We start from the raw sequence: 12342 nt of genomic DNA, 5'->3' as shown, positions 1-12342 counted from the left end.
GTAAGAAAAAGAAAGTGTAGACTATTAGAACATACAGAGGTTCCCTCAAGGGTTGATGATTTAATACAAGCCGTTCTGGGGTATAAATAAAAAAATCCATCAGCTAAAAGGTGATGGAGCAGAAAGACTATATACTTGTATGACAACTTAAGTATATAGTCTTTTTTTGTTTCCGTAAAGCGAACAGCAGTTTATGTTATAATGCAGGCAAGTTAATTCTGAGTAGAACAAAATACCCGGCACTTCGTTTGAGGTGTCGGGTTGTTCTACCGGTAGACGAATGGTAGGTTTAAATTGAGTAATCACTGAAATTACTGTGCAAATATTAAAGCATAAAATCAATGAAAAGCTTGTAATGATAGTAGTTCGAGATATGTGCGAAATACTGAAGAAATACAATTGTAAATCCGTGAACGTACTGGTAAGGCTACTCGTATCGCTGAAAAGCGTCGCGACAAGTAGTAGTTTGGAACCCTTGTGTATCAAGGGTTCTTTTTTATTTTAAATTAAAATTGATCATAAAAAGTGCTAATTCGAATCGGCGAATTAGCACTTTCTATATATTTTAAGTTATTTTTGGGAGGATAACTTGAATTCGACCTCAAGGACCAATAAATGGTGTGTCTTTGATAAGACAAGTATATTTTACTCCAGTTGGCAGCTAGATCAAAGTTTAAAACGAAAGGTGGGTGTCAAGAAAGCATCCACTCATACCGTCTTGTGAGCTAGAAAGCACCCACTGCACACGGTATATTCCTTATTACAATTTATATTATACTCTATAAATTAAATATATATTATGATTTGCATAAATGAAGTTTACTCAATTCCTGATACTCTCATTTTCTTGCCCGGGTTACTAAATAAGGATAAAATAAAATTATACTATTTATATTATTGGGCTTTTATTATCTGGAGTACAATTATGAAAAAACTTAATTTATTTATCTTTCTAACGTTTTGTTCCTTCGGGTTATTCTTTGTATCAACTCAGCAACAAAGTAAAGCATCCGCGGTAGATCAGCAGACGCAAACACAACTTTATGATTATCTAAAGTCACATCACATTAATGGGGTGATATTGGTTAATGATAAGGGAAGCCAGCCAGTTACCATAACGAATAACGAAAATGCTAACAAGAATCAGATTGTTAAAACAAACCGATTATTTCCAACCGCTTCGCTCCAAAAGATCATAACGGGAACTGCAATTTACCAACTAAAGCAAGAGAAAAAAATAACTTATGATACGTCACTTCATAAGTATTTCCCACAAATTGATGGTAGTCAGGATATAACAATTCGCGAGTTAATGAACCATACCAGTGGCCTTGTTAATAATGATCGTCCGGCACTGCCTTTAAGAGGACAAAAACAGCAAATTGCCTATATGCTGGAGCACATGAGAAATGATCATGTTCATACTTGGGATTATCAGGATGTTGATTATGAACTATTGGCGGCAATCATTAGTAAGCAATCTCATTCTACTTACAACGCCTATATTCATAGTGATTTTGCTAAACCGCTTCAGTTACACCAAATCAAGGATTTCTCTGAAGTTACTCCAAAGCAAGTTCCTCAACCGATGGATCCAGCTATTAGTTGGCACCAAGTAACGGTTACGACCTCTTCAGATTTTGGTGCGGGAAATCTTTTCATGTCACCAAATAATTACTGGAAATTCATTTATAATGAGGTTCTCGGTAACTCGAAAATGACAACTGAATTTTATCAACAGGCCAAAAAACAAGAAGTTGCCTATTTTGGTGGGGTATATTTTGATGGTGATATTATTCGTGCTAACGGTAGTATTCCTGGCTATAATTGTTGCTTTATCGCTAACTATAAAACAAAGAAAATGGTAATGCTTTTCTCTAACAATATCGATTATCTGACCTTAAAGACTGCATCAGATGATCTATTGCATAACTATATGGGAGCATAGTGCATTTATCTTTTTAAAATATTTTTTAACCTCCAATATTGTTTGTTAATTCATAATTCTTACTAAGAAGGAAGTAGCTTACTAAAAAGTAACTACTTGTACTTACTTTTTGTAACCACTACAATGGAGTCATCAAACATGAAGGAGATCATGATAATGACAGCATTAAATCAACCATTAACTTTTCGTCACGGTGCAACGGTAAGTAACCGCTTTGTTCAACCACCAATGTTAACTAACAGTGGTGAAGACGGTTTTGCAACTGAAGATACTATTAATTACTACAAGGCCCACGCAAAGTCTGGTGGCCTGATTATTACTGAATACATGTATGTTAGTGAGAATGGTGGACCAGCAATCACTTGGAAGCGGGGCCGCGAGCAACTAGCTGTGTATGATGATCAGTTTGTTCCCCAACTAAAGAAGGTTGCTGCGGCAATGAAGAGTGCTGGTAACAAGGCCATTATGCAGATCGCCCATACTGGTCGTGAGGCTAACTATCGCGCAATGGAGGGAAAGCCAGTTTATGCACCAACTGCGCTTGATTACCCATTCTTGCCATATAAGGTTCATGAACTATCAAATGAGCAAATCGAAGAGATTATTCAGGACTTTGGGGCTGCAACCAAGCGGGCAATTGATGCTGGTTTCGACGGGGTTGAAATCCATGGTGCTAACCACTACCTAATTCAACAATTTGTTTCCGCTTATTCTAATCGGCGGACTGATCACTGGGGTGGCAGTGTTGAAAAGCGGTTCAATTTCCCACTAGCGGTAGTTAAGTCGGTAATGGATGTTGTAAAGAAGTATGCGCCAGCTAATTTTATTGTTGGTTATCGGATTAGTCCAGAAGAAATCCATGGGGAAAATATTGGTTATACTTGGCACGAATCGACTAAGTTAATCGATCAAATCACTAAGGATTTTGAACTGGACTACATTCACCTCTCAATGCCGCAATTTGATGTCAAGCCTGGTGATGCAATGTTGTTAGATACTGAAAAGGCCGCTGCTGATTTTAAGGATTCTAGTAAGACGTTTGCAGAATTATTCAAGCCAGTTCTAAATGGTGCCAAGGAAATCATTGTTGGTGGTATTCAAGATCAGGATCAGGCGGAAAAAACTGCTGAAATGGCTGATTTGGTAGCTGTTGGTCGAGCTACGATCGTTGACCCGTTATTTGCCGATAAGATCTTAAATGGCCATCCCGAGGAGATTGTTCATGAGGTAACGGTTGATCAAGTAAAGGAAAACCACATGACTCAAGGAATGATTGATAATTATTCAGGACCAGCTGCTGCAATTCCGCTCCCAGGTGCTGAGAATATTAAGTCACTTCACAAGGAATTTGGTGGTTGGAGTGAAATGAAGTATCCCCAGAATCCAGAAATGAAGTAATCATTAATAAGTTGGTTAATTTCTAGTCTTATAACAGAATCGATAAGAAGGTCTCCAAAGTACCGGTTAATCCGTCCTCTGAAGACCTTCTTATTTATCCACAACATATGAAATTAATTATCTTCATCTTTCTTAGATACCTGTTCTCCTTTCATATTAGCCGCACCGTATTTGAAATCAACGTCCGTCACTTGACCAGAGTTAATTAGCTCTTCGCTAAATTCAGCCATTTCAATAAGGAGCCTTTTCATTTTTTGACCATTTGCTGTCAATGAGTAGACGACTTTCGGCGGGACTGAGGGGTAACTGGTTCGCTTGACCATTCGATCATTAATTAGTTGGGATAGCTGTTCACTAAGTACCTTTTCGGAAATATGAATTTGGTAAAGCTCGTAAAAATAGCGTTTTAATTCGCCAAACCGCTTTTCCTCAAGTCCAAGTGAACAGATAATTGAAGGCTTCCATTTGCCACTAACTATATGAATAATGTAATTACTACTCATGAAAAAATGTCGTGTCATTATGATCATCCTAATTAAAATCTTCTTTTTCCTAATGCTTATATTTTAGTTGAAATAATGTAAAATAGACAAGAAGAATATATCAGCTGAGGGGGAATATCGTTGTGGAGTACGAAGAGCTAATTAATAGGATCTATGATTGGGCACACCACCGAAAGATTGATCGGGCGGATCCACGAGTTGAATTTATGAAGATGGCTGAAGAACTCGGGGAACTATCAGCTGCCTATAATAAACAAAATCACGAGCGGTTAGTTGATAGTATTGGTGATCTCCAAATCGCTTTATTAATTTTTTGCCAGTTAGTTGGTGTTGACCATAAGAAAGCATTAACAGCTGCTTATCGGGAAATTGCGGATCGTCAGGGTGAAACTACTTCTGCTGGTGTCTTCATTAAGCAGAGCGATCTTGAAAGGAAAAATTAGGAGGAAGTTATTTATGAAGTTAATTTCATGGAACATTGATTCGATTAACGCGGCCTTAACCGGAACATCGACAAGGGCTGAAGAAACGAGAAGCGTTCTCCATAAGATTGCAGATCAACATCCAGATGTAATTGCAATTCAAGAAACTAAATTATCCAAAAATGGACCAACAAAGAAGCATTTTGCAGTTTTGCAAGAGTTATTTCCTGACTACCAGGTTGTCTGGCGAAGTTCAGTCGAGCCCGCACGGAAGGGGTATGCCGGAACAATGTACCTCTACCTAAAAGAATATGAACCGACAGTTACTTATCCCCAAATTGGGGCACCAGAAACGATGGATGATGAAGGACGAATCATTACCCTTGAATTTCCTAACTTTTTCGTTACTGAGGTTTACACACCAAATTCTGGAAGTGGCTTGAAACGGTTAGCCGATCGTCAGGTTTGGGATGATCGGTATCGTGAATATTTACAGAAACTTGATCAACAAAAGCCAGTGATTGCAAGTGGTGATTTTAATGTGGCCCATGAACCAATTGATCTAGCTCATCCAGAAAATAACCATCATTCCGCAGGGTTTACGGATGAGGAACGGGAACACTTTACTAAATTACTTGCGGCTGGTTTTACTGATAGTTTTCGTCATCTTAATCCAGAAAAAGCAGGTGCCTATTCTTGGTGGGCACAACGGGTAATCACTAGTAAGCAAAATAATTCAGGCTGGAGAATTGATTACTGGCTCGTTAGTGACCGGCTTGCCGATCAGATTAAGAGTTCAACAATGATTGATTCTGGTAAACGCCGTGATCATACGCCGATTGAATTAGATATCGATCTTTAAAAACATGATTAATAAAAATTTAATATCTTGGTCACAATTTAGTAAATATTGCTAGTTAGAATATTAATCATTGAGAAAGAAGGTGGCCAAGATCAGGATCTTTCGTCTTTTTAAACGATTGGTCGTTTTGACGCTAATTATCGGTGGCAGCTGGCTTTACTTTAACAATTCACGAATTCAAGCGGCATCAACTGCAATGATTTGGAACTTTCGGCAACGAATTGTTAATCTGATTGGTCATGGGGATGATTCAACTACTCAGAACCTTAACCTGAGTGATTCGGATTCTCAAAAGAACCAGCAAACGGGTCAGCAACAAACCGATTCAACAACGATTCCCACTAATGGACGGTGGGCAACAAATACCGCAACGATTTATATTAATACTGGTAATCAAACCCTTGATTCAGCAGCCCAATCGGCAATCCAACAATGGAACCAGACCGGAGCATTTACATTTCGTCAAGTTAATAGCCGCCAACAGGCAGAAATCGTTGTGAGTGCAATGGATAACGATAGTACTAATGCGGCCGGTCTGACTAAAACTTCATCGAATTCGGTTAATAACCACTTTGTCCATGCTAATGTTTATCTAAACCAGCGATACCTTCTTGACCCTGACTATGGTTATGATCAACAACGAATAGTTAATACAGCGGAGCATGAACTTGGCCACGCAATTGGTCTTGATCACACAAATCATGTTTCAGTAATGCAGCCTGCTGGTTCTTTCTACACTATTCAGCCGGCCGATGTTCAAGCAGTTAAAAAATTATATGCAACAAACTAAAAGGGATGAAGCTGGGAATTAACCTCCTCGAGAGCCTGGTTGGCTAACCTAGAACGATGAATGATGATGGAATCATCAGAGTCGTTCGTAGCCAATAGGCTTGCTCCGCTGCTTTAGCCTCTAAGGCTCTGGTTACGACGCGCAGCTAGCCTATGGATTCCCGCGATTAGACTCTATAAATTTGGAGACTATTAGTGACAGAAAGAGGATGGGAAAAAACGTTTCGTTTTTTTCCATCCTCATCTTTTTATATTTAATCCAATTTAATTTTCCGTGCCTTTAATGCCCATAAGATTGAAACCGTGTCGATAACTTCCTGGAACATTGCACCGACAAAGGCAGGGAGGATTCCGGTGCAAGCAATTAGCATTAGGATTGTACAAATCGCGATCCCAATTAACACGGCCTGTTTGGCAATTTTAATCGTGTCTTGCGAAATTTTCACAATTTTGGCGATTCGTGAAAGGTCATCCCGGATAATTACAACCGAAGCAGACTCACTAGCTGCAGTTGCGCCATGAGCACCCATCGCAATTCCAACGTCGGCCGTAACAAATGATGGAGCATCGTTAACACCATCCCCCACCATGAATACAGGATGCTGATCTAGTGGAATGGCTTTTAATGCTGCAATCTTTCCTTGAGGCAGGAGGTTAGTCTTCACATCTGAAATTCCAACCTGTTTGGCAACCTCTTTAGCAAACGAGGTTTGATCTCCAGTTAGCATCATTAGATTAGTAACGCCCATTTTACGTAATTCATTCATTGTACGTTGTGCTTCGGAGCGAACATGGTCAATAAATGTGACTGCTCCGGCGTACTGACCATCAATCGCAATATAAACAGCAGTATAGGGGAGGAGTTCCTGCTTCCCGGCTGGATCGACGAATGTGAGTTTCCCGATTTTTAGTTGGTGATCGTCAACACTTGCGGTGATTCCCTTTCCGGTTAACTCCTGTAGTTCTTTAACAGGACTTAACTTAATCGACTGCTTTTTAGCATAGTTAATTAACGACCGGGCAAGAATATGTGATGATTCACTTTCGGCACTAGCAGCAAGTTTAAGTACTTCCTCACTAGTAAATTTAGCATGGGGCGCAACGATAACTTGACCGACTTCCAATTGTCCATTGGTGATTGTTCCGGTCTTGTCAAAGGCTCCGGTTTTCGCATTCGCTAATTTTTCCAGGACTGTTCCTGTTTTAACTACAATCCCGTTTCGTGAAGCCCGGCTCATCCCCGAGATCATTGCGATCGGTGCCGCCAAAATTAACGGGCATGGTGAGGCAACTACCAGAACTTCCGCAATCCGAACGGGGTTACCAGACCACCACCACGCAGCGAGCGCGATAACGATCGCTGCAATTGTGAAGGGTACGGCATAGTGATCGGCAAGGCGGACAAAGTGGGCTGGGGAGGACTCAGCGGTTTTAACTAACTTAACCAGTTGTTGGTATTGGCCATCCTTAGCCAACTTTGTAACTCTAATTGTAATTGAATTAGCACCGTTCACTGAACCGGACATTACCTCATCGCCAGGAATCTTACTTACTGGTCGCGATTCACCAGTTAGAGACGACTCATCAAGGTCACTTTGTCCAGTAATTACTTTACCGTCAAGGGGAATAATTTCACCTGGCTTAACAATAACATTGGCACCAATCGGAACTTCCTTAACTCCTACATCAATAGTAGTCCCATCCTTAACCACATGAGCAGTTTGAGGAGTATTGTCAAGGAGTGTCTTCAACTCGGTATTGGCTTTCTTTGCTGCATAATCTTCTAGGGCATCTCCACCAGTGAGCATTACTAGGATCACCATTGCGGCCCAGTATTCACTAACTGCCAGGGTTGCCACTACTGCTAGAATTGCCAGCAAATCCACCCCGTAGTCACCAGTACGGATCGACTTAACCATCTCAATAAACATCGAAAGGGCGACGACTGCTCCAACGACCGTTACAAGAATTTGAGCAAGGAGCGGGTAACCACAAGCATACTGTAAAATTACCGCCACAGCAGCGATAATAATAATTAACCAAAGCTTTTGCTTATTTGATAATTTTTGCACCATTATGCCTCCCAGATTATTTTCACTTTTAATTATACGTTAAATAACCGTCGATATATATGTGCTCGCCCATTTTTATTAATTAATAAAATTATTGGCCAAATTTGATTGACATTTTGCGATGGTGAGAGTAAATTATTAGCAACAATCGATGTCCTTTAATTTAGTCCCGTGAGGCTAGAAAGACGACTTTTTCAAAGTAAGATTAACTAACTTTAAAAAATTTCGTTAACACCAGGCCTCCAATGTGCCTGGTGTTTTTCTTTAGGGCAAATTTTAAATAAAGGAAGTTAATTCAATTATGACTGAATTACCATTAGTTAAGCTCCCCCACTTCGTTACTGTTGAAGAGTTAGCAGTAGAACAAGTCCTCTCACTCATTCGCCGCGCTGAATATTATAAAGACGGTGGAAAGACACCAACGTTGACTAAACCAGTTTACGTTACTAACGCCTTCTTTGAAAATTCAACGCGGACGCACACCAGTTTTGAGGTTGCAGAAAAGCGTCTTGGCTTAACCGATATCTTTTTCGATCCCCAACACAGTTCAGTTAAAAAGGGCGAAACCATGTATGACACGATGTTGGTAATGGATGCTCTGGGGGTAGACTTAGCGGTTATCCGTCATTCAACTAATGCTTACTATGAACCACTAATTCACCCTCAAGCAGGTTCCCACCTTGATATGGGAATTGTTAATGCTGGTGATGGCTCGGGACAACACCCATCCCAAAGTATGCTTGACATGATGACAATTCATGAACACTTTGGCCATTTTGACGGCCTCAAAGTTGGAATCATTGGAGACATTACCAACTCCCGGGTTGCCGGTAGTAATATGGAAATCTTAAACCGTCTTGGCGCTTCAGTTTACTTCTCCGGTCCTGACTACTGGTACGATCACGAATTTGATAAGTATGGTAAGTTCATGCTCTTGGATGACCTAGTTAGTGAAATGGACGTCCTCATGCTCCTCCGGGTTCAACACGAACGTCACGCTGGGGATGCCAATGAAGCAAAGTTTTCAGCCGAATCCTACCATGAAAAGTATGGGATTAACGAAGCACGTTACAACCGGATGAAGAAGAATGCGATCATTATGCACCCGGGCCCGATTAACCACGATGTTGAACTAGCAGGAAGCCTGGTAGAAGCACCTAACTGCAAGTTTTATGAACAAATGCAGAACGGGGTCTTCATGCGGATGGCAATGTTAGAGGCGGTTCTTCGCGGACGGAAGTTAGGTGGTTTGGACTAATGAAAATGCTAATTAAGGATGGTCAATGTTTCGTCAATGGCCGACTGGTGGAGACGGACGTTTTAGTCCAAGATGGTAAGATTCAATCCTTGGAAAAAGGACTTATTGCCGAAGAAAAGGTTGATCAAGTGATTGATGCTCATGATAAATTAGTTGCTCCGGGATTAGTGGATGTCCATGTTCATTTCCGTGATCCCGGCTTCATCTATAAGGAAACGGTCGAGACGGGGAGTAAGGCTGCTGCTCATGGTGGCTTTACAACCGTGGGGGCAATGCCCAATGTGGATCCCGTTCCTGATACTCCAGACAAAATTCGTCAAATGGTTGAGCATAATCAAAAAACTGGTGTTGTTCATATTGCTCAATATTCAAGTGTCACGGTCAATCGACAGGGTGATCACCTGGTCGATTTCCAAGCAATGAAGGATGCCGGAGCTTTTGCCTTTAGCAATGATGGCAGTGGAATTCAAACCGCTGGGACAATGTATCAGGCAATGGCTGGAGCAGCTAAGGTTGATTTACCGTTAGCCGCCCATGTTGAGGATAATTCCCTTCTTTTTGGTGGGGTGATGACTGCGGGAAAGCGGGCGGATGAACTTGGCCTTCCTGGGGCACCAAGCGTTTCCGAATCGGCACAGATTGCCCGGGATTTAGTCCTTGCTAAGGCAACGGGGGTTCATTATCATATTTGCCATGTTTCAACAAAGGAAAGTGTTGAATTAGTCCGCCTTGCGAAAAAAGAGGGGGTTAATGTGACCTGTGAGGTAACACCACACCACCTCTTATTGGCTGACCGCGATATTCCCGCAAATAATTCGTACTTTAAGATGAACCCACCGCTTCGGCATGAGGAAGATCGTCAAGCAGTGATTGAGGGACTGCTTGATGGCACGATTGATATGATTGCCACCGATCATGCTCCTCATTCTGAAGAAGAAAAGCCACAAGACGACATGCGTAGTGCTGCAAACGGGATTACCGGGAGTGAAACCGCCTTTGCAATGCTTTATACCAAGTTTGTCCGGTCAGGAATCTTTAGCTTATCCCAATTACTAAACTGGATGAGTACGGTTCCAGCAGAGCAATTTGGCCTAAAGAACGCTGGCCACTTGGAACCGGGACAACCAGCTGACATCGCAATTTTTGACTTGAATACCGAACGACAGATTACTGAAGAGGGTTACCGCTCAAAGGGAGTCAATAACCCCTTTACTGGCCAGCAAGTTTATGGAACCACGGATCTAACCTTGGTAGATGGTAAGGTTGCTTATTCACGAAATGGGGAGGAATTTGCATGACAGATGTACGCGTTGCCATAAACTTACCTGGCTTGAAAATGAAAAACCCAGTGATGCCCGCTTCAGGAACCTTTGGCTTTGGGGATGTCCCTCAGGCGCGCAAGTATGACCTTAACCGACTTGGGGCAATTGTAATTAAAACGACCACACCCCAAGCGCGGACAGGGAATCCGCAACCACAAATTGCTGTATTAGGGGATGGAGTCTTAAATTCGGTTGGCTTAACAAACCCTGGAGTAAAGGTGGTTGCGGAAGAAAAGATTCCCCAATTAAAGCGGCAATATCCAGACTTACCGTTAGTTGCAAGTGTTGGTGGGGCAAGTGTTGAGGATTATGTTAAAGTTACCCAGCAATTAGTAGCAATAAAATTAGTAGATGCATTAGAGATAAATATCTCTTGTCCAAATGTTAAACACGGGGGAATGGCATTTGGGACTGATCCTAAGATTGCGGAAAAACTGACGCAAGCTGTAAAGACGGCGAGTAGGGATGTCCCCGTTTACGTTAAGTTAACGCCGAACGTTACCGACATTGTGGAGATTGCAAAGGCAGTTGAGGCAGGGGGTGCCGATGGCCTGAGTATGATTAACACTTTATTGGGGATGAAGATTAATCTTAAAACCCGAAAACCAGTTTTGGGCAACGTGATGGGTGGCCTTTCTGGAACTGCTATTAAACCTTTAGCTATCCGGATGATTTACCAGGTTTCCCATGCCGTTAATATTCCAATTATTGGTGAAGGAGGAATTGCGTCTGCAGAAGATGTGATCGAATTCTTCCTCGCTGGTGCCTCCGCCATTCAGGTTGGTTCTGCTCATTTTCATGATGCATTTGCCATGCCACATATCATTGAGCAGTTACCTCAAGCAATGGCAAAATTGGGGATTGGCTCTTTAACAGAGCTAAATAAATAAAAATAAGCCTTCGTCTTCACGCCCCCGCAAGCACAAATAGGCCTTCAGTGTTCGACTTTGTCGAGCGCTGAAGGCCTATTTGTGTACTGCGTTATTTATATTTTATCTAGGTAATAGTATTTATGTCACAGTCTGTTTTTACACTACCATTCACTCTTTTTTCTCAATTTTAGCTAAGTGTTCATTCAACTTCTTTAATTCGGATCGTAACTCCTCATTTTCCTTTTCAATTACGTCCAGTTTATCTTGAACTTGATTATTGTCGGTTCGATTGAAGTACTCAGTGATGGTACTTGTAATAACCCCAATCAGGCCAATCCCGACTAACATTAATAAGACACCGGCGATTCGTCCAATTGTGGTTTTAGGTGAAATATCACCATAACCAACAGTGGAAGCAGTTGTGATTGCCCACCAAAGAGCATTTGAAAAAGTTGTCTTTTCGGAAACACTATACATGGCGGCAGAAATTAGGAGGACGGCACAAGTTACATAAATATAGTAAAGGAGACCATCCTTTTCGATAAATTTGTTTAATCTCCCCGTTAACCCGATTAACCTGACGATCCGTAAAGTGGAAAACACCCTGCTGACCCGGTTCCACCGAAAAATCCAAGAAAGACCACTAACTGGAATAATCGAAAGTAGATCAAAAATATTATGTTTAAAAAACTTTTTCTTATCCTTAGCGAGGAAAAAGCGGGTAAAGTAATCAACCGTAAAAATGACTAAGATCCAATTATTGATTGCTTTGAATGGTTCGCTATTAAGGTCAAGTTCGTGAGCAAAGTCAAACGCGATTAAGAGGATCGAGACGACCGCCAGGATTGCCATTGTCAGAAGATATAAAATGTATAATTGTCGTTTCACATTATTAC

At 41.3% G+C, this 12342-nt stretch carries 11 protein-coding genes; 8 read left to right on the top strand and 3 right to left on the bottom strand.

The features are described 5' to 3' along the window. The first annotated feature begins 925 nt into the window (after window positions 1–925). Window positions 926–1948 carry a serine hydrolase domain-containing protein gene (locus NFR46_RS08130; protein WP_251576354.1) on the top strand — a complete coding sequence of 341 codons (1023 nt, stop codon included), beginning with the start codon at window positions 926–928 and terminating at the stop codon, window positions 1946–1948. A gap of 156 nt (window positions 1949–2104) precedes the next feature. Next, a complete protein-coding gene (locus NFR46_RS08125) occupies window positions 2105–3346 on the top strand; it encodes an oxidoreductase (RefSeq protein WP_251576352.1) in 1242 nt (413 codons plus the stop codon). Window positions 3347–3459: 113 nt separating this feature from the next. On the opposite strand, the gene NFR46_RS08120 is transcribed toward NFR46_RS08125, so the two are convergent. Then, window positions 3460–3867, bottom strand: coding sequence for a winged helix-turn-helix transcriptional regulator (locus NFR46_RS08120; protein WP_251576350.1), 408 nt, complete (start codon window positions 3865–3867; stop codon window positions 3460–3462). Window positions 3868–3971: 104 nt separating this feature from the next. Between NFR46_RS08120 and NFR46_RS08115 the strand changes: the two genes are divergently transcribed. The 3 genes from NFR46_RS08115 (at window position 3972) to NFR46_RS08105 (ending at window position 5923) form a co-directional block, all read left to right on the top strand. Beyond that, the gene (locus NFR46_RS08115) at window positions 3972–4292 is read left to right on the top strand and encodes a MazG-like family protein (RefSeq protein WP_251576347.1); all 321 of its coding nucleotides are present in this window, start codon (window positions 3972–3974) and stop codon (window positions 4290–4292) included. 13 nt (window positions 4293–4305) lie between these two features. After that, complete coding sequence (locus tag NFR46_RS08110; protein ID WP_251576345.1) at window positions 4306–5133, top strand: exodeoxyribonuclease III; 828 nt, start codon at window positions 4306–4308, stop codon at window positions 5131–5133. Between the two features lie 82 nt (window positions 5134–5215). Further along, the gene (locus NFR46_RS08105; RefSeq protein WP_251576343.1) at window positions 5216–5923 is read left to right on the top strand and encodes a matrixin family metalloprotease; all 708 of its coding nucleotides are present in this window, start codon (window positions 5216–5218) and stop codon (window positions 5921–5923) included. A 253-nt stretch (window positions 5924–6176) separates the two neighbouring features. Here NFR46_RS08105 and NFR46_RS08100 read toward each other — a convergent pair whose 3' ends face one another. Continuing rightward, window positions 6177–7994 (bottom strand): heavy metal translocating P-type ATPase, encoded by a 1818-nt coding sequence (locus NFR46_RS08100; RefSeq protein WP_251576363.1) that lies wholly within the window; start codon window positions 7992–7994, stop codon window positions 6177–6179. Between the two features lie 301 nt (window positions 7995–8295). On the opposite strand from NFR46_RS08100, the gene NFR46_RS08095 reads away from it, so the two are divergent. Genes NFR46_RS08095 through NFR46_RS08085 form a run of 3 tightly spaced genes read left to right on the top strand, consistent with a single transcriptional unit; the run spans window position 8296 to window position 11464 of the window. Then, window positions 8296–9252: an aspartate carbamoyltransferase catalytic subunit gene (locus NFR46_RS08095; protein WP_251576341.1), complete on the top strand. Its 957-nt coding sequence runs from the start codon at window positions 8296–8298 to the stop codon at window positions 9250–9252. After that, window positions 9252–10550, top strand: a complete 1299-nt coding sequence (locus tag NFR46_RS08090; protein ID WP_251576339.1) for a dihydroorotase — start codon at window positions 9252–9254, stop codon at window positions 10548–10550. The genes NFR46_RS08095 and NFR46_RS08090 overlap by 1 nt, the downstream gene beginning before the upstream one ends. Next, on the top strand, window positions 10547–11464 hold the full coding sequence (locus NFR46_RS08085) for a dihydroorotate dehydrogenase (protein WP_251576337.1): 918 nt from the start codon (window positions 10547–10549) through the stop codon (window positions 11462–11464). The genes NFR46_RS08090 and NFR46_RS08085 overlap by 4 nt, the downstream gene beginning before the upstream one ends. Before the next feature lie 150 nt (window positions 11465–11614). Here NFR46_RS08085 and NFR46_RS08080 read toward each other — a convergent pair whose 3' ends face one another. Beyond that, complete coding sequence (locus NFR46_RS08080) at window positions 11615–12334, bottom strand: ion channel (protein WP_338146933.1); 720 nt, start codon at window positions 12332–12334, stop codon at window positions 11615–11617. Window positions 12335–12342: the final 8 nt, after the last annotated feature.

Source organism: Limosilactobacillus agrestimuris (genome assembly GCF_943193105.1).
In the GTDB taxonomy this organism is placed as follows: Bacteria; Bacillota; Bacilli; order Lactobacillales; family Lactobacillaceae; genus Limosilactobacillus; species Limosilactobacillus agrestimuris.
Note: the sequence above shows the minus strand (reverse complement) of the source record. Positions and strands in the feature narration are given on the sequence as shown.

Bases quoted from the DNA above. Each gene is read 5' to 3' on its own strand.
- NFR46_RS08130 (WP_251576354.1), top strand. From the start codon at position 926: ATGAAAAAACTTAATTTATTTATCTTTCTAACGTTTTGTTCCTTCGGG.
- NFR46_RS08125 (WP_251576352.1), top strand. From the start codon at position 2,105: ATGACAGCATTAAATCAACCATTAACTTTTCGTCACGGTGCAACGGTA.
- NFR46_RS08120 (WP_251576350.1), bottom strand. From the start codon at position 3,867: ATGACACGACATTTTTTCATGAGTAGTAATTACATTATTCATATAGTT.
- NFR46_RS08110 (WP_251576345.1), top strand. From the start codon at position 4,306: ATGAAGTTAATTTCATGGAACATTGATTCGATTAACGCGGCCTTAACC.
- NFR46_RS08095 (WP_251576341.1), top strand. From the start codon at position 8,296: ATGACTGAATTACCATTAGTTAAGCTCCCCCACTTCGTTACTGTTGAA.
- NFR46_RS08090 (WP_251576339.1), top strand. From the start codon at position 9,252: ATGAAAATGCTAATTAAGGATGGTCAATGTTTCGTCAATGGCCGACTG.
- NFR46_RS08085 (WP_251576337.1), top strand. From the start codon at position 10,547: ATGACAGATGTACGCGTTGCCATAAACTTACCTGGCTTGAAAATGAAA.